At 40.0% G+C, this 16683-nt stretch carries 19 protein-coding genes; 5 read left to right on the top strand and 14 right to left on the bottom strand.

From position 1 onward, the window contains the following. Nucleotides 1–7: 7 nt before the first annotated feature. The 7 genes from rho to pyrB form a co-directional block, all read right to left on the bottom strand. The gene (gene rho, locus CH361_RS14300) at nt 8–1411 is read right to left on the bottom strand and encodes a transcription termination factor Rho (protein WP_100791480.1); all 1404 of its coding nucleotides are present in this window, start codon (nt 1409–1411) and stop codon (nt 8–10) included. A 142-nt stretch (nt 1412–1553) separates the two neighbouring features. After that, a complete protein-coding gene (locus CH361_RS14295; RefSeq protein ID WP_100791479.1) occupies nt 1554–2717 on the bottom strand; it encodes a DNA-directed RNA polymerase I subunit RPA34 in 1164 nt (387 codons plus the stop codon). Between the two features lie 46 nt (nt 2718–2763). Beyond that, nucleotides 2764–3402 (bottom strand): hypothetical protein, encoded by a 639-nt coding sequence (locus CH361_RS14290; RefSeq protein WP_100791478.1) that lies wholly within the window; start codon nt 3400–3402, stop codon nt 2764–2766. Between the two features lies 1 nt (nt 3403). Further along, complete coding sequence (locus tag CH361_RS14285) at nt 3404–4393, bottom strand: adhesin OmpL37 family surface protein (RefSeq protein ID WP_100791477.1); 990 nt, start codon at nt 4391–4393, stop codon at nt 3404–3406. Between the two features lie 52 nt (nt 4394–4445). Next, nucleotides 4446–5672, bottom strand: a complete 1227-nt coding sequence (locus CH361_RS14280; RefSeq protein WP_100791476.1) for an LL-diaminopimelate aminotransferase — start codon at nt 5670–5672, stop codon at nt 4446–4448. Then, the gene (locus tag CH361_RS14275; protein WP_100791475.1) at nt 5656–6024 is read right to left on the bottom strand and encodes a DUF2203 domain-containing protein; all 369 of its coding nucleotides are present in this window, start codon (nt 6022–6024) and stop codon (nt 5656–5658) included. The genes CH361_RS14280 and CH361_RS14275 overlap by 17 nt, the downstream gene beginning before the upstream one ends. Next, the gene (gene pyrB, locus CH361_RS14270; RefSeq protein ID WP_100791474.1) at nt 6017–6949 is read right to left on the bottom strand and encodes an aspartate carbamoyltransferase; all 933 of its coding nucleotides are present in this window, start codon (nt 6947–6949) and stop codon (nt 6017–6019) included. Before pyrB ends, CH361_RS14275 begins: the two co-directional genes overlap by 8 nt. Nucleotides 6950–7015: 66 nt before the next feature. Here pyrB and CH361_RS14265 point away from each other — a divergent pair, with 66 nt between their 5' ends. Further along, entirely contained in the window at nt 7016–7429 is a 414-nt protein-coding gene (locus CH361_RS14265) for an acyl-CoA thioesterase (RefSeq protein ID WP_002973064.1), read from the top strand. Here CH361_RS14265 and CH361_RS14260 read toward each other — a convergent pair. From CH361_RS14260 to CH361_RS14230, 5 genes are all read right to left on the bottom strand, one after another. Then, nucleotides 7413–8009, bottom strand: a complete 597-nt coding sequence (locus CH361_RS14260) for a UbiX family flavin prenyltransferase (RefSeq protein WP_100791473.1) — start codon at nt 8007–8009, stop codon at nt 7413–7415. The genes CH361_RS14265 and CH361_RS14260 overlap by 17 nt on opposite strands. Further along, complete coding sequence (locus CH361_RS14255; protein WP_100791472.1) at nt 8006–8917, bottom strand: UbiA-like polyprenyltransferase; 912 nt, start codon at nt 8915–8917, stop codon at nt 8006–8008. Before CH361_RS14255 ends, CH361_RS14260 begins: the two co-directional genes overlap by 4 nt. 802 nt (nt 8918–9719) lie before the next feature. Next, nucleotides 9720–10361 (bottom strand): endonuclease III domain-containing protein, encoded by a 642-nt coding sequence (locus CH361_RS14240; RefSeq protein ID WP_100791469.1) that lies wholly within the window; start codon nt 10359–10361, stop codon nt 9720–9722. Nucleotides 10362–10384: 23 nt separating this feature from the next. Continuing rightward, entirely contained in the window at nt 10385–10669 is a 285-nt protein-coding gene (rpmB, locus tag CH361_RS14235; RefSeq protein ID WP_100791468.1) for a 50S ribosomal protein L28, read from the bottom strand. A gap of 18 nt (nt 10670–10687) precedes the next feature. Then, nucleotides 10688–11452 (bottom strand): LOG family protein, encoded by a 765-nt coding sequence (locus CH361_RS14230; protein ID WP_100791467.1) that lies wholly within the window; start codon nt 11450–11452, stop codon nt 10688–10690. Nucleotides 11453–11486: 34 nt separating this feature from the next. Between CH361_RS14230 and CH361_RS14225 the strand changes: the two genes are divergently transcribed. Beyond that, nucleotides 11487–12335: a hypothetical protein gene (locus tag CH361_RS14225; protein WP_100791466.1), complete on the top strand. Its 849-nt coding sequence runs from the start codon at nt 11487–11489 to the stop codon at nt 12333–12335. On the opposite strand, the gene CH361_RS14220 is transcribed toward CH361_RS14225, so the two are convergent. Continuing rightward, nucleotides 12286–12495, bottom strand: coding sequence for a hypothetical protein (locus CH361_RS14220; protein ID WP_004787737.1), 210 nt, complete (start codon nt 12493–12495; stop codon nt 12286–12288). The genes CH361_RS14225 and CH361_RS14220 overlap by 50 nt on opposite strands. A gap of 56 nt (nt 12496–12551) precedes the next feature. Next, nucleotides 12552–13448, bottom strand: coding sequence for an aldose 1-epimerase (locus tag CH361_RS14215; protein WP_100791465.1), 897 nt, complete (start codon nt 13446–13448; stop codon nt 12552–12554). Between the two features lie 55 nt (nt 13449–13503). Here CH361_RS14215 and sppA point away from each other — a divergent pair, with 55 nt between their 5' ends. Genes sppA through CH361_RS14200 form a run of 3 tightly spaced genes read left to right on the top strand, consistent with a single transcriptional unit; the run spans nt 13504 to nt 16640 of the window. Next, nucleotides 13504–14502, top strand: a complete 999-nt coding sequence (gene sppA / locus CH361_RS14210; RefSeq protein WP_165782272.1) for a signal peptide peptidase SppA — start codon at nt 13504–13506, stop codon at nt 14500–14502. Nucleotides 14503–14521: 19 nt separating this feature from the next. Next, nucleotides 14522–15949 (top strand): MBOAT family O-acyltransferase, encoded by a 1428-nt coding sequence (locus CH361_RS14205; RefSeq protein WP_100791464.1) that lies wholly within the window; start codon nt 14522–14524, stop codon nt 15947–15949. Further along, on the top strand, nt 15915–16640 hold the full coding sequence (locus CH361_RS14200; protein WP_208861443.1) for a hypothetical protein: 726 nt from the start codon (nt 15915–15917) through the stop codon (nt 16638–16640). The genes CH361_RS14205 and CH361_RS14200 overlap by 35 nt, the downstream gene beginning before the upstream one ends. Nucleotides 16641–16683: the final 43 nt, after the last annotated feature.

The following is a 16683-nucleotide window of genomic DNA, read 5'->3' as shown; positions in this document are numbered from 1 at the left end:
GATCCCTCTAGTTCGTATTCATGCTGGCGAGGAATTGGTCGTTGGTCTTCGCGCCACGCATTTTTTCGATCAATAGTTCCATACTTTCGGTGATACTCATGGGAGAAAGTACTTTTCGGAGGATAAAGACTCGAGTGAGGGTATCCTGCGGTAGGAGGAGTTCTTCTTTTCTTGTTCCCGAGCGGTTGATGTCGATGGCCGGGAAAATTCGTTTGTCAGCGAGTTTTCGGTCCAAATGGATCTCCATATTTCCCGTTCCCTTAAATTCCTCAAAAATCACCTCGTCCATTCGGGAACCGGTGTCAATGAGGGCAGTCGCGATGATGGTGAGTGACCCACCCTCTTCGATATTTCTTGCTGCTCCAAAAAAACGTTTTGGTTTGTGAAGGGCATTGGAGTCCACACCACCGGAAAGAATCTTTCCTGAGGTCGGAACCACTTGGTTATAAGCACGGGCAAGCCTTGTGATGGAATCAAGGAGGATGACCACATCTTTTCCATGTTCCACAAGTCGTTTTGCTTTTTCGATCACCATCTCTGCCACTTGGACGTGACGCTGTGCTGGTTCATCAAAAGTAGAACTCACCACTTCTCCCTTTACGTGACGAGCCATGTCTGTCACTTCTTCTGGACGTTCATCAATGAGTAGGACGATGAGAAAAATCTCAGGGTGGTTTCTAGTAATCGCGTTGGCGATGGATTGCATCAAAACTGTTTTACCAGTTCTCGGAGGAGCAACAATGAGTGCCCTTTGTCCTTTTCCAATCGGACACATAAGATCAATCACACGAGTGTCTAAATGGCTTGGATCAAACTCCATATTGATTCTTTCGTTTGGATAGAGTGGTGTGAGGTTATCAAATAAATTTCTTTTCCCAGCTACTTCGACAGGAAATCCATTGATTGATTCCACACGTAACATAGCAAAAAATCTTTCTGCTTCTTTTGGTGGTCGGATAAGACCTGTAACCGTGTCTCCCGTGCGAAGACCAAATAATTTAATTTGTGAAGGAGAAACATAGATATCATCTGGACCTGGCACATAATTGTAGTCAGGTGAACGAAGGAAACCATAACCATCAGGAAGCCTTTCCATTACCCCAGCGGCATGGACTTGCCCATCTTTTTCTGTTTGTGCTTGGAGAAGGGCAAACATCAAATTTTGTTTCTTTAAACCATGAGTGTTTTCCACTCCCAAACCTTTGGCAAGGTCAGCAAGTTCGTTGATGTTCTTTTTCTTAAGTTCGACTAGGTCGAGTGGAGGAGGAACTGGTCCTTCATAACGGTTCTTTTTTTTCTTAAATTGTTTTGGGGGTTCGGAACCATCTTCTTGGTCCATGATGCCGTTGGTATATTCAGTTGGTTCTTCGGGAGGATTAACTTGGATTTCTTCTTGTTTGCGTGATGCCATAGATTGTTCTACATTGATTTGTTAGAGTATTTGATTAAATTCGGGAAACCATTTGTGCAAGTTAAGTATGCAAGTGAAACAGCGAAGTGCGGAGGTGTTTTCTCAAACGGTAATGAAAAAGTTGTTTTTCTGATTGTTTTCGTCAACGTCTTTTTTTCGACTTTTTACTTGCTTGTCTTGGTTTTGGGCTCTGTTTCTTCGCTTTCGTCGCTAATTTTGAAGATTTCACTGGTTTCTTAACGGTTTTGGCCTTCTTTGTGGGAAGGGTTTTGCTTTTTTCAGTGACTTTTTTTTGTTTCTCTTCGGCCTTTTCTGCACGTTTCCTTGGGATTACCGTTTTCGTTTTTGCCTCATTTTGGAAACGTTCTGAGAGTTTTAAAAAACGAATGCGATTCTGTAAGGTAGTTCTAGGGACACCTAGCTCCGTGGCAGTATGAGATATATTATTCGAGTTTCTTTTTAGCGACTTATGGATGTAATGCGCTTCCATTTCTTCCAAAACGGACTCTAAGGGAAGTTTGGAGCGGAAAGCTTCTCCTAAATTGGGAAATTCTGAATCTCCATTTCCCGTAGGATTGGCGAAAGAAGAAGGCGAAAAATGATACAAAAACCCAAAAACCTTTTTTTCTTTTTTTAAGGTAATGATTCGTAAAGTTAGCCTTAGATCTGTTAAATTCGTATAAAGGACATTCGTGTCCGCATCCTTTCCCAAACTCAAATCATGTTCTTTTAAATAAGCAGCGAGGACTTCCCGATTGAGATTGTGAAGGTATTTTTCTGCTAGTTGTAAAGAATCACGAAACAATGGTTTTGTGAGAATTTCGTTTTCAAAAGTTTCGTTATAAAAAACTGTAGCGCCATTCACATCGGTGGCGAGAAGCCCGTCCGGAAAATGAGAAAGGATGAGTTCCATAAACCATTGCACAGAATCTGCATTTTCTCTTTTCTTTTCGAGTTTAGATTCGATTTCTTCCAGTTTTGGGTCACGAACTTGGCTCGTGTCTAAACGAGTGAATGCGGCAAGGAACCTGGGTTTGTCCCAATTGTCTTTTTTTTCACCATCAAGACCAATGACCGGAATCTGTGTGGATTCTTTAAAAAAGAGTAATAGATTTTCGTGAAGTTCTGTTTCTAAAATTTCTACGGGAATTTCGTCGAGATCTTCCCTTTCTCTTCCCAAATCAGACAACTCGCGGTGTACACGGTCTTTGGAAAGAAGGCCAAGTAACTCACCCTCTTCCGAAATCACGGGAAGGTGGGTGGCCCTTGTCAGCAAAAAATGACGATAGAGTGATTCGAACTTCACTAAGCAGTCATTTTTTGAGATTTGATATCAGTGAAAATCGAAATTTTTAGTTTTCTTGAATCGTGGTTTGCTTTTGTTTATGAAGACCCATCCAAATCGGTTGGACCCAAACAGAATCAGCGGCTTGGTAATCTTCTGGAATCTCTGCTTTTTGCGATCGTAAAGACATAAGACTGTAAACTAGCGAACGTTTGTATGTGTGTAATGAAAGATGGTAATTCCCAGATAAAAAATATTCCCTTGCATGATCCTTTTCACTTTTTGCCATCAAAAGGTATCTTTGGATTTTCTCTTTGATTTCCCATTCTAAAGATTTTGTACCGGCTTTGTCTTCCCCATCGATGAGAATCCATTGTCCCATAGCCTTTTGGTAGAGCTGGTTTGCGGATTCTTCCATCGGAAGACAAAGTTTTCTTTGGGTAACAAGAAGGTCTCCTTCGGCAATCGAAAGAGCTTTTTCCATTTCTATGCGGTTGCCACCACGATAGGTTTCTTCGATTTGTGTGCGAATGTTCTCAATGGAAGTTTTGCCAATCTCTGGCTCCAACTTCAACTGTTCTTTGATATCGAGAACCAGTGTTATTTTTCCATCTAATTGTTTTTTACGTTCTCTGTACGACATTGTGGTTTTGGCCACAAGCCCGAGAGCAAACACAAAGATGATAACACTGGTAATCCATTTCATATTATTTTTTCTTTTCTTCTGGGTAGATTGCTTTTCCGTTTTCATCAAACTTAGGAGTTGGAGGAACAGACTCACGTCTTGCACCTTCGGTCTCTTTGATTTGTGCATTCGCTTCTAAAAGTAAATCTAACTTTTTGGAAGTGATGAATCCGTAGTTGTCATCATGTTGTTCCATAAGATCCAATGGTTTTGCATCAGGATTTCCGGGAGGGACAACCGTTCTTTCCATACGTTTGTTTTCCACAAAGTTGATAAGTGTATCTCTTACTTTCTCGTAGTTACGTTGTTTTTCTTCATTACGAGCATCTTTCAAATCTTCGTTCGAACGATATTGGTATTCCGGTTTGTCTTCATCTGGAGTTTTGCTATAAATCATCGCGAGGATAGCAAAACGTTTCGCACGACGAAGTGTCAAAATCCCTTCTTTGTAAAGAGTGAGTTTGTATCGGTATTGGTGTGGGCTGGAATTAAGACCGGTAGTATAAAGATCTTCAGAAGAACGAAGATCACGAAAACCTAAACGTAACAACGCTTTGGCGTTATTATCATTAGAACGAATGATGGTAGGAGCCGCAGCTTCTAGAAGTGCTCTGGCATCTTCGATATATTTTTGAAGCACGATTTCAAAAATATTTTTCAGTTCCCCTTGTGCTTGGCGAAGTTGGCGAAATCCATACACGTAGTTACTTTGTAGATACCACATGTTTCCACTAAAATCAGATTGGTTCGCTGCTTTTAGAAGTTTGAAATAATCAAAATCCAAATTCTTTTTGGAAGGATCTTCAGCAGGTGCCGCAGTTCCCGGTTGGGCAGAAGGAGTTTCTTCTTGAGAAGGGGCCAAATTACTAAGGGCCACATTGATAAAATTTAAGTTTTCTTTGTTCTCAAAGATCAAAATACCCAGATTCGTTTGTTCTGGAGATACTGCACTGATATGTGAGATATGACCCACAACCATTGCAAAAAAGAGGATGAATTTCCATTTTCCCATAGCTCTACCTTGTTTTATATATCGGAGCTACAGGAAAAACCAGGACTAAATTTTACATTTTTTGGATTCGTTCTAGGGCAGAAATCACGTCTTCTCGCTTTCCAAAGGCAGAAAGTCGAAAATAACCCTCTCCCGCCGGTCCAAATCCGGATCCAGGGGTTCCTACCACTTGGGCTTTGTTTAGAAGTTCGTCAAAAAATTCCCAAGATTTCAGACCTTTTGGAGTTTTTAACCAAATGTAAGGAGCATTCGTCCCACCAAATACGGTGTATCCGGCTTTTGCGAGTCCTTCTCTGATGAGCTTCGCATTTTGCATATAGTAGGAAATTTGTTCTTTGATCTCCACTTGGCCTTGGGGAGAGAACACTGCCTCCGCTCCTTTTTGTGTCACATACGACACTCCATTGAACTTGGTTGTATGGCGGCGGTTCCAAAGAGAATTAAAACTAATTTCTTCCCCTGCTTTTGTTTTTCCTTTTAAGTCTTTCGGGATCACAAGGTAAGCACAACGTGTTCCTGTAAATCCTGCTGTTTTAGAGAAAGATCGAAACTCCATCGCCACTTCTTTGGCACCCGGAATTTCATAAATGGACTTAGGAATTTCAGGATCCTGGATGAAAGACTCATAAGCGGAATCATACAAAATGATACTGCCAATTTTTTTAGCAAAGTTCACCCACTCCGTAAGACGAGCTTTTGTTGCGACCATCCCTGTTGGATTGTTTGGATAACAAAGATAAATGATATCTGGTTTTTCTTTTGGAAAATCAGGTTCGAAATTATTTTCTTCGGTAGCAGGCATATAAATGATATTCGCATATCGGCCGTCAGACCCTACTTCTCCCGTGCGACCCGCCATCACGTTTGTATCAACATACACGGGATATACGGGATCCACTACGGCAATTTTACTATCTAAAGAAAAGATCTCTTGGATGTTTCCGCAGTCACATTTTGAACCGTCAGAAACAAAAACTTCATCCTCAGCAATTTGGACTCCACGTGCCGTGTAGTCATGTGCAATGATCTTTTGAATGAGAAACGAATACCCTTGTTCTGGACCGTATCCATGGAAGCCTTGGGAAACTCCCATTTCTTTGGCCGCGTCCACCATAGCGTTCACAATCGTTGGTGCCAAAGGCAAAGTAACATCCCCAATTCCAAGACGAATGATTTTAGCAGCTTGGTTGGCTTCGGAATATACTTTGACCCTTCTTCCGATTTCAGGAAACAAATATCCTGCTTTCAATTTTAAATAGTTTTCATTTATCTGAGTCATTTTCTTCTTTATTTTCCTCTATGAGTTTTCTCGATCTAAATCCTTCATGATAACCGTGTTCGTATAACACATCTTCTTCGCCCCAAGTCCAACAATAGAACCCGCTGCCATGATCAAAATCAACGAGCCACAAACCTTTGACATCAATTTGCATGGCCAAAATTTCATTTGTCCAATGATTTACAATTTCACCAATCTCTTCTTCTTTCGCTTCCAAAACATTTTCTGGGAGAAGTTTGTTTCTCACATCATCAGCAAGAACGCTGGCTCTTAAATAATATTCTTTTGTGATCTCTCGCACCAAAGGAAGGACTTCCCTTGCCTCTGCTAAAGTCCAAATCTTTTTAGTCAAAGTCCACTCCGAGACTCAGGCAAAGTAAAGCCATTCTCACCACCACTCCATACTTCGCCTGACGGAAGTATGCTGCATTTGGAAGATCATCTACATCTGTAGAAAGCTCATTCACGCGAGGGAGTGGATGGAGGATGGTAGTATCTTTTTTAGAAGCTAATACAAGCTCCTTATTTACTTTATAAATATCTTTTAGTTTTTCGTATTCCCTATGATCAGGAAATCTTTCTTCTTGAATCCTTGTTACGTAAGCAACATCTGCATCCCAGAAAGCTTTGATGTCGGCCGTTTCTTCCCAGGTCATAGGATACCCTTCCAAATTCTTTTTGTATTTTTCAGGAAGTCTTAATTCATCGGGACTGATGAGATACAAATGCACCGGGTAATGTCTCAGAAGATTGATGAGTGAATGGATGGTTCTTCCGTATTTTAAATCACCAATAAAAGCGATGTTCAGACCATCGATCTTTCCTTTTTCAGAAAAGATCGTGTATAAATCGAGAAGTGCTTGGGTGGGATGTTGGCCGGCACCGTCCCCTGCATTGATGACAGGTATGTTCACAGCCCCTGCCGCAATCCTTGAAGACCCTTCCACGGGATGGCGAATGACGGCGATGTCCACATAAGCCTCGATCATCTTCATGGTATCATAAAGAGTTTCTCCCTTGGAAATGGAAGAGAACTGAAATCCTACTGTGGAGATGAGCCTACCCCCCAATCTCTCCATGGCAGCCTCAAAAGAGAGCCTGGTCCTCGTACTCGCTTCAAAAAACAAAGAAGCGAGAAGTTTTCCGTTCAAAATCCCGAATGCCTTCCCTGATTCATGAAGAGCATTCATTCGTTTGGTTTTTTCAATGAGGAAGTTTAAGTCCTCTTTGGAAAATTGGAGGGTGTCTAGAATGTTTTTGTGAGAATAAGAGTGCATAGGTTGGAAATCTTTTCTCTAGGGTTTTTGGTATCGAATAAATCGAAAACATATTTTTTGGTATTTATGGTCGATACAATTCAGAACAAACTCCGAGATATGGAACTGGTCACCCAACACCTGGTGCAACCAGACGATTTGAACTACCATAACAATCTTTTTGGGGGGAAAATGCTCTCCTGGATCGACGAAGGGATGGCAATGTATGTGATGAATAAAATTCGTTATACCAATATTGTCACCATGAGTATGGACAATGTGGTATTTCGCTCCCCCGCCCGGGCTGGCGACATCATTCAAATCTATGGAAAAATCGTAAAATACGGAAAATCTTCCGTCACATCGAGGACTTTGGCCATCACGAACAATCCGCAAACGGGAAAAATGTCTGCTGTCATTGAAAGTGACATCACCTACGTATGCTTAGGTGAAAATGGAAAACCAACTGCTTACTTTCGGAATTTTACCCCAACCACTTAGGAAAAAGTGTTTGGTTCACACCTATTAGATTCAGGATCCTTCCAGCAATAAAATCTCCAAGATCGTCTAAGGTTTTTGGCATTTGGTAAAACCCTGGGGATGCGGGAAGGATGATCGCTCCCGCTTCATCTAGTGCCAAAAGATTTTTTAAATGAATTCTATTGTAAGGTGTTTCCCTGGGAACAATGATAAGTCTTCTTCTCTCTTTGAGAGTGACATCGGCCGCTCTTTCAATCAAGTTTTCAGTAAGACCCGCTGACATCGAAGCGACAGTTTTCATACTACAAGGAATCACTACCATCGCGTCCCAAGTGTTGGAACCACTGGCAATGTCAGACCCAATATCAAAAAAATTACGTATATGAAACTTGTGTTTGGGTTTTGTTTTCCATTTGGTTTCTACAAAAGATAAAATGTCTTCTGCCGACTCCACCTTTGTTTCGTACTCTTCGGAAAAAATACGTAAAGAAGCGGGACTTGCTGTAATAAAAGTCTCGCCCTCTAATTCATAGAGAGCACGAAGGAACCTGGCTGCATAAATACTGCCGCTAGCTCCCGCAAGACCCACAACGAGTTTCATCGAAAACTAATTCCAGAAGAAACTTTTAATAAAAATTCGTTCCACTTATCAAAAAGAATCGCAAGGAATAAAACCACACTGATCCAAGAATTGATTTGGTAAAAAACCATCGGCAAATCTTTGGATTTGTACTCGTAAGAAATTTTATGTTCATACAAAACCAAAATTCCAATCACAGAAAGGATGAGAAAATACATCACCCCAAGCCCTGCACTAATCCCTGCAAAAATAAAAAATACAAAAGAGAAAATATGTAAAATCACAGCAATCATCCGAGACTTCGTTTCACCGAGACGAGAAGGAATGCTATGTAAGTTTTCTTTCGCATCAAAGTCCATATCTTGAATGGCATATAACACATCAAAGGCGGAAATATGAAAAAGTAAACCCAATGAAAAAAGAATGGGAACCAAATTTACAGTTTCTGTGATGGCAATCCAAGCACCAAGGGGAGCAAGAGAAATGGCAAATCCCAAAACCAAATGACAAAACAGAGTAAACCGTTTGGTCAGTGAATAAAGAAATAAAACAAAAAGAGCCGGGAAAGATAACAGAAAAGCAAGTTTATTAACAAAGAAACTGGCAAAGATAAAAATGAAGGAAGAAAGTCCTATAAAAAGAAGAGCCGAAAGTTTGGAGATTTTTCCAGAAGGGATCTCTCTATTTTGTGTTCTTGGGTTCTTTTCATCAATTTCCGAATCTACATACCGGTTGAATCCCATGGCAGCACTTCGAGCACTCACCATACAAACAAGGACAAGGGCCCCAATCCTAAGGAGGTCTCCCGTATCCAAGGTGGATTCAAGGTAAGCTAGGATGAAACTAATCCCTGCAAAAGGGAGAGCAAAGAGTGTGTGAGAAAATTTGACCATTTTAGCGTAGAGAATTAGGTTTTTAAAGAAGTTCATGGCATCCTTTCTACCCTTAGATTAGACAGACGGAAGGTTTTTTGGTTCATTCTGATTCGATTTCTTCCGTTCTTAGAACCAAGGTCTTAATTTATGAATATCCGTCTTTCTTTTCTTGGTAGATTCCTCTCATCTTGCATTACATTCGGGATTTTTCTCCTCATCTCTACGGCAGGAGCCCATCCCAGTTTAGAAGACCGCCCCCTTCGTATTTTTTTCCATTGTGACAAAGAACTCTTCACAAGGATGGATGAGGAAGGCCGCGGAGGCTTAAGTTCCCTTCTTGGATTTGTAGAACGAGAAAAGATGGATTTGGATTTAAAACGAGGGAAAGGATACATGTTGTATCCTTTTACCCCGAAAGACAAACCATTAGAATTTCCTTTTGATGGATTCACACTCGGAAAACCAAGAGAAATGAACCATGGCCCCGTGAAACTAGGTTTAGGTTCCATCCAAGAACTCATCGATGTCAAAAATATAGAAGACTATGATGGTTGGATTGTTTATGTGAGTGCCGATGATGAAACCAAAATCCCCCTCCTTCCATGGCAAAACCATCCAGAACTTCCTCTCTTCCTCCTTGTAGAAGGAAAACCGCAAAGCCGATTTCGTTATCTTTCCAATGTCCATCAAATCGAATGCCCCAAAGATTATGGAAGGCTTGGAACATTGAACTTATTCTTCCGCAAAAGAAATCTAATTCGATTGGATTATAAATTAGAATCGATCAACTTAACAGATCGTAATCGTTCTTGGAAACAAAGAAAAGAATCGGAAACAGAAGAAGGATTAGAAAAACCTACTCCGAAAACGAAGGACATAGGGAAGCGAGAGGACAAGTCGAACAAAATGTCCGGCGGGCTTGGCAGTTCTTACGACCGAGAAATATTAGGTACAGAGATAGGTTTCGGCAAATCTCCTTAGGAGTGATCTTCATCATTTCCCGTTCAATTTGTACGGGATCAGTTTTATTCGTGAAACCCAAACGCTTGGTGAGTCGTTTGACATGAGTGTCGACGACAAACCCTTCCACCACTCCATAAATTTCAGCAAGGACAACATTGGCGGTTTTTCTTCCAAACCCTGGAAGTTTAATTGCCTCTTCCATCGTTTTGGGAATCTCACCACCAAACTGATCTAGAACCATACGAGCAAAACCTTGGATGCTTTTGGCTTTATTTTTATAAAACCCAGTGGAGAAGATTTTTTTCTCTATGGCCGCAAGAGGTGCTTTGGCAAAGGATTCGAGAGTGGGAAAGGTGCGAAAGAGTTCAGGTGTGACAGTGTTCACTCGTTCATCCGTACACTGTGCACTTAAAATGACAGCGATCGCAAGCTCGTAGGGTTTAGAAAAATGAAGGGGGGTTTCTACGACACCGAACTCCGCCTCTAAGAGACGGTAGACTTCGGTGACTTTGGGTGTTTTTTTGGATTGTTTCAATCCACAAGCGAACTTAAAAAAATTTAAGCTGCTGGTTGTGCTTTTGGAGTGATTCCTACGTATTTTTTAGGAGTGATAGCAGCAAGATCGCCACCGTGGTCTTTGATTGCCACTTTCAAACCTTTTTTACGAAGAGTTCGCAAAGCACGTGTAGAAATCTTTACGCGAACCCAACGGTTCTCGTCTTCCAAAAAGATTTTCTTTGTGATCACATTCACCTTCCAGATACGGCGGTTCTTTTTATGAGAATGGGAAACATTATTCCCTGCCGTCGTTCCTTTTCCGGTTACTACACATGTTCTAGCCATAATTATTACCTTGTTTCGCTATGTTTTTGTACCCGTAGATTGGGTCAATTCGAAACGAATCTTTTCCTGAAAGAATCGAAGGGCTTCTTCAGGACTGTCCGCAAATCCAAACAAATCTAAATCCCCCTCAGAAATCAGTCGCATTTCTGCCAATTTTTTGAAATTGATGACCTCAGTCCAAAACGCTTTCCCATACAGTAGAATCGGAATTTTAGATTTTTTTCCCGTTTGGACGAGAGTCAGAGTTTCGAAAAGTTCATCAAAGGTACCAAATCCACCGGGAAAGGCAATCATCCCGCGGCAAGCCTTCATAAACCAAAGTTTTCTCATAAAAAAATAATGAAACTCGAAAGCAAGTTCTGGATCCACATAAGGATTCACATGTTGTTCATGAGGGAGGACAATGTTGAGGGCCACAGACTTGGCTCCTGCTTCTCTTGCCCCGCGGTTCCCCGCTTCCATAATTCCAGGTCCCCCACCAGTGCATATATTGAGATTACGGCCAGGGCGTTCTGATTTTAAAGTTTTTGCCCACTCAGAAATCAATTTCGCAAAAGTTGTGGCCTCTGCATAATAAGAACTCAAATCATCTAAAGGTGTTGGTGGGTTTGATTTTGGAGATTCTGGAGAAGGAATTCTTGCAGATCCAAATACGACAATGGTGTCTGTGATTCCATGAGATTGGAATTCTGTTTTTGGATGGAGGTATTCGGAAAGGATACGAACGGGGCCTGCTTCATTTCCCCATAAAAAATTTTGGTTCTCAAATGCTAAATCAGTCATCTTGTTATCTTAGATCGACCGATTGGAATAAAAAATGCGGAAATTCCCAAAAACACTTCCCATCTCTATTTCTTTAGAGCATCTCCCTATGCCAGAGACAGAGTTGAAACAAATCTGTTTAGAATGGGAAGATCAAAGATTTTCTTTTTTTCGTCCAGCGGTCGTGATGGAATGGAAATCGACACCTTTACCTCTTGGTAAATCTAGTTTGATTCTTGATTTGAAACTGTCTCTTCCGTTTTGGCAAGGACTTGTGGCATTTCTTTTGCCAAACTGGTATTACCAAAACAAAAAACACCAACTAACGGAAATTCTACTGGATCAGATTGATTCTAAAAATAAAAAAAAGAATACCAACTTCTTTTTTAAACTTTGGAATCGTTTATGGAGAACTCCTGTTTCTATCGTTTGGTTGAATTTAGGATTTATAAAGATCAGCATGAATTTGGATCTAGATCCAAAATTATTACCAAATTCGCATATTCTTACTTATGATGGGGAAATCAAACTCTATTTTCGCATCGGTTATCTCAAAACGATCAACTACCAATTCACAAAAAAAGAATTCAAAGCTCCTTTCCCTAAGTTTGCTGAAATGTACATCAAAACAAGAGACAAACACGAAGACAAAAGCTTAGGGAAGGTATATTATAGTTTTCTTGGGTATTTGCTAGAAACTAAGAGTGATGAATATCTATTACCTTATTTAGGATTCAACTTCACCCTACCAAATTCATTACGAAATCAAGTACCTGATGAGATTTGGAATGTAATAGATCCAGGCATCCATTCTCTATGGATAGAACCAAATCTTTCAGCAAATGAACTAGAATTTAGGACTGTCTACCAGGTTTCCACTTCTTCGCAGAATCATCCAAAATGATAAAACGTGAGTTTTTACCAATAACAACTTCATTAATTTTTTTATCTTGTAAAGCTCGGTAAACAGAGGTTCTGCTAGTGTTTTTCTTTTCAGCGAAATACTTGATCTCCAATAGATTTTTACTGATTTGTTTACATGTATTCACTAGTGCATCTGACATTGTTGGTCTAACCTCTCTTACATTAGACAGTTTGTTCGATAAAGAGTTGTAAATTTTTAAAAACGATCCAGTCGAATTGAAAATTCTATGTCTTTTTCTGTCTTTGCACTTATAGTTTTAGGATTACCACCAGGAAAATGTAAAAAATTCCCAGTGCCTGTCATAGGTTCAATCGCTATAGACCTTCGATCTTGTGGTGTATATACTTGATAAAAATCACCACCTTGAATGATTAATTTTTCTTTTTTATTCATCGAAAAAATACCGATATAAGAATCCTTTCCATCGATAGATGCATAAAGATCATCAAAATATTTTCCAACAAGTGTTTCTTCTGAATTTAGTACAATCACATCATTCTGAATTTTTTCTGGAAGTAAGTAGTCTCCAAGTTTCACTTTATAAAATCCAGAACCAAATAAAAATAAATCATCTATCGATTCATCCACATTCCAACGAAAGTACGGATGGATTCCTAGTGCAAAAGGAAAGTCTGTATCAGATTCATTCTTTAATCTGTAGATGACCTTCAACTCCGAAGGGAAAAGATGATAACATTCTTTTACTTGAATTTTAGAAAGTAAACTGCCCTTCCAATTTGTGGGAATTTCCATTTCAAATTCGGCATAGGATTCATGATCACTCATTTCTTCTTTTACTAAGTGCCTAGGAAGGTTGTGGTAAAGCCCATGTAAGGGGATTCCATTCCCATCTGTGAGCCAGTGGGTACTCGGGTAAAATGGCTCTCGGGCCCAGGGATTCGGCTCCAAACGATTCACCCATGGAAACATCAAAAACGAGCCAGAAGCAAAAAACGGGTCAGGAGCCCTGTGCCCCGAAACCACGGAAACAGGTTTTCCGTCCACCGGGGATAGGAGATGCAAACCAAGCCATTGCCCGCCACCTGTTGGGTGGGTCTCAAAACTGGACTGTTTTGTTTTTAGTTGGTACAAGATTTATCTCCCAAAAATGATTGAAGCCATAGTTTGCCATCTTAGAAAGGTTTGTATGCCTTCAAGAAAGCCTTTTCTTTTCGTTTTTGTCGTTCTGCTTTCGGTTCTTTTTACCGAATCTTGTGTCATTGGGAACAGTATGAACTTGTTACCGCAAAGTGGCAAGGCTGATTTCGAAGAGAAACTGATCGCCGGTAGGGATCAAGAAAAAATCGTCATCATCTCCATTGAGGGAATGATTTCTGACGATTCCAAAGAATCTTTTTTTGGACCACCTACTGAGTCCATGGTCGCACGGATCAAAGAATCTCTAAAGTATGCAGAAAGAGATCCAGATGTGAAGGGTGTGATTTTAAAAATCAATTCCCCTGGTGGAACCGTTACCGCGAGTGATATCATTTACCAAGAAGTTTTAAAGTTTAAAACAAGAAAATCCATTCCTGTATTTGCAGGATTTATGGATACAGCTGCCAGTGGTGCCTACTACATCTCTATGGCGACTGATGCCATTGGTGCTCACCCAACAACTGTTACTGGGTCCGTGGGAGTCATCATGTCTGGGTTCAATGTCAAAGAGGGTCTAGACAAAATCGGTGTAAAAGACCAATCTTTTACTTCTGGTCCGAACAAAGCTTTAGGTTCTCCGATCACTGAAATGACCCCAGAACAAAGAAAAATCCTCCAATCTATCATCGATAGTTTGTATGGTCGTTTCTTTGAAGTTGTCAAAAAAGGAAGAACCAACGTAAGCGAAAGCCGACTGAAAGAAATTTGCGACGGAAGGATCTTCACTGCGGAACAAGCTAAAAAAGAAGGGATGATTGATTTTATCGGATACTTCGATGACTTTGTTTATCAATTGATGCAACATCCAAAATTTCAAGGCAATCGTAACGGAAATCCACGTGTCATTACTTACCAAAGAGGAAAGGGTCGTGTGGAGAATATCTATCAAGCAACAGATACCACCAAAAACCCTTTTTCTTTAGGAATTGCTGATAAAATTTTAGGAACAGGAACCAGTTCTAAATTTCATTATCTTTGGGATCTATAATTTCAAGGCAAACTAATCAATGTTATTTAATTCGATTCCTTATTTAATTCTTTTTGCTTTTACATATTTAATTTACTGGAATATCCCACAAAAAGGAAGAAAACCATTACTTGTCATTTCTTCCTTAATTTTTTATGCATATTTCAGTTTTCCTTTTTTGTTTCACTTCCTTTTAGTTATCCTTGTCAACTATGGGTTTAGTGAATGGATTTTTCGAAAAAAAGACAAAGGCGAAGCACATAACCATCTGTTATTTGCCATTGTTGTTTTAAACTTAATCAACTTAGGTTTCTTTAAATACTTTTACTTCGTAACGGGTTCACTATTTTCACTCACTGGTTATCCAGCCTTTAAAGAAATAGCCGGGTCTTGGAGTATATTTTTACCTTTAGCGATTAGTTTTTATACGTTCCAAATCATTGCAGTACAAGTGGATATTCATAGAGGAATTATAGAAAAAAGAATGTCCGCAGTGGACTATTTTCTATTCATTCTTTTCTTCCCGCAACTCATTGCGGGACCAATCATGCGTTCGCAAGATTTCCTTCCACAACTCGATCACCCTACCATCGATTCAGACCGAATGAAAAAAGGTCTTTTTCTCATCATTGGTGGTCTCTTTAAAAAGGTAATCATTGCAGAAAACATTTCTCCCATCATCTCTCCGATCTTTATGGATCCGGCCAAGTTTGATAGTTTTTCGATATTTTTTAGTGTTCTCGCCTTCGCCGTACAAGTGTATTGTGACTTTTCGGGATACACTGATATGGCTAGAGGTTCAGCAAATCTCCTCGGTTATGAAATTCCAGAAAACTTCCAAGGACCGTTTTTTTCCCAATCCTTTCGAGAGCTTTGGTCTAGATGGCATATCACACTTTCTTCTTGGTTAAGGGATTATATTTATATCCCACTTGGTGGAAGTAAAGGATCGATCTTTCGCTCCAACTTAAACTCATTCATTACCATGTGCCTTGGTGGTTTATGGCATGGCGCTAACTGGGCCTTTGTATTTTGGGGAGCTTACTTAGGTGCTTTGATTTGGATTGAAAGGTCATTGTATTTAGGCCGGGGAAAGAAAAAATTCCTTCCAGATACCCTTCCTTTTGTGGGGATCATACGAACCATAGTTGTTTTCGTAATATTCTGTTTTTCGGGCGTTTTTTTCCGAGCTGCCGCACGGGGAGACGAATCGATGAATGTAGCCTATGAAATTTTTAAAGGTGTTTTGACCTTCCGTAATACCGGCGAAACTTTAAGTCGCGTGGATGAACTTCCTACCTTTATTGCTCTTGGCCTAATGTTCAACTGGTTCCAATACTCAAACTTTGTGTATGAAAAACTCAAACCTTACCAAAATATCCTCCTTCCTTTCCTGGCAGTAGTCATCTTACTTCTACTCGGAATTTTTGGAGATGGTGGACAAGATTTTATCTACTTCCAATTTTAAATCCTCACTTCAGGAAAGTAGACCGTTTGAAAGATCGGGAAGAATCCTTTTGATTCTTTCCGGTTTTCTACTCTTCCTCAATACCAACTGTGCACCGAAGATCGATTGGATCAGATCACTTCCTTCCGATTTCCCGAGAGACCAAAAAATTACCCTTGGATTTTATCTAAGACCAACAGAAAAAAAATCTGCTTATGGATCCAAAGACTATCATCTTTATTGGAAAGAAGTCATCCATTTACAACCCAATTCTAAATTCACAAAAACTTGGTCTGAGTGGAAGGTCTATGAAGATCATTCGGAATTCCAATGGAAAGAAGGAAAAGGAAGTTTTGAAAAATCAACGGACTGGGTTTTATTCAAAACTGATTCGATTACTGAATTTAATTGCCAATCGAAAGGAAAGGCAATCATTGATCCTACAATCAATAAAGACTGGAAAAAAGCATTCCCATGTTCCAATACACCTTCACCAAAAGATCGTTCGGCAAATCACAGATTGTTATATTTTTATGATGGGAAATCTCTTTTTCCCTTACAATATGAATCAGGTTATAAAGAGTCTGACTTTGGAATTGCTTGGGAGTCGGACCTTCCCTACACAAAGTCTAATTTGTTTGAAATTGCTAAATTGAAATACGGAAAAAAAGAATTCCAACCCCACGTGTACAACCACGTGAAGTTGGATTGATTCGAAGAAGAATCAAAAAAGGGTAACCATCTCTAGAAAGAAT

Source organism: Leptospira brenneri, assembly GCF_002812125.1.
Classification (GTDB): Bacteria; Spirochaetota; Leptospiria; order Leptospirales; family Leptospiraceae; genus Leptospira_A; species Leptospira_A brenneri.
The sequence above is the reverse complement of the archived record's forward strand: the minus strand, read 5'-3'. Positions and strand labels throughout refer to the sequence as shown.

Bases quoted from the DNA above. Each gene is read 5' to 3' on its own strand.
- rho (WP_100791480.1), bottom strand. From the start codon at position 1,411: ATGGCATCACGCAAACAAGAAGAAATCCAAGTTAATCCTCCCGAAGAA.
- CH361_RS14290 (WP_100791478.1), bottom strand. From the start codon at position 3,402: ATGAAATGGATTACCAGTGTTATCATCTTTGTGTTTGCTCTCGGGCTT.
- CH361_RS14285 (WP_100791477.1), bottom strand. From the start codon at position 4,393: ATGGGAAAATGGAAATTCATCCTCTTTTTTGCAATGGTTGTGGGTCAT.
- CH361_RS14280 (WP_100791476.1), bottom strand. From the start codon at position 5,672: ATGACTCAGATAAATGAAAACTATTTAAAATTGAAAGCAGGATATTTG.
- pyrB (WP_100791474.1), bottom strand. From the start codon at position 6,949: ATGCACTCTTATTCTCACAAAAACATTCTAGACACCCTCCAATTTTCC.
- CH361_RS14265 (WP_002973064.1), top strand. From the start codon at position 7,016: ATGGTCGATACAATTCAGAACAAACTCCGAGATATGGAACTGGTCACC.
- CH361_RS14260 (WP_100791473.1), bottom strand. From the start codon at position 8,009: ATGAAACTCGTTGTGGGTCTTGCGGGAGCTAGCGGCAGTATTTATGCA.
- CH361_RS14255 (WP_100791472.1), bottom strand. From the start codon at position 8,917: ATGAACTTCTTTAAAAACCTAATTCTCTACGCTAAAATGGTCAAATTT.
- rpmB (WP_100791468.1), bottom strand. From the start codon at position 10,669: ATGGCTAGAACATGTGTAGTAACCGGAAAAGGAACGACGGCAGGGAAT.
- CH361_RS14230 (WP_100791467.1), bottom strand. From the start codon at position 11,452: ATGACTGATTTAGCATTTGAGAACCAAAATTTTTTATGGGGAAATGAA.
- CH361_RS14225 (WP_100791466.1), top strand. From the start codon at position 11,487: ATGCGGAAATTCCCAAAAACACTTCCCATCTCTATTTCTTTAGAGCAT.
- CH361_RS14220 (WP_004787737.1), bottom strand. From the start codon at position 12,495: ATGTCAGATGCACTAGTGAATACATGTAAACAAATCAGTAAAAATCTA.
- sppA (WP_165782272.1), top strand. From the start codon at position 13,504: ATGCCTTCAAGAAAGCCTTTTCTTTTCGTTTTTGTCGTTCTGCTTTCG.
- CH361_RS14205 (WP_100791464.1), top strand. From the start codon at position 14,522: ATGTTATTTAATTCGATTCCTTATTTAATTCTTTTTGCTTTTACATAT.
- CH361_RS14200 (WP_208861443.1), top strand. From the start codon at position 15,915: ATGGTGGACAAGATTTTATCTACTTCCAATTTTAAATCCTCACTTCAG.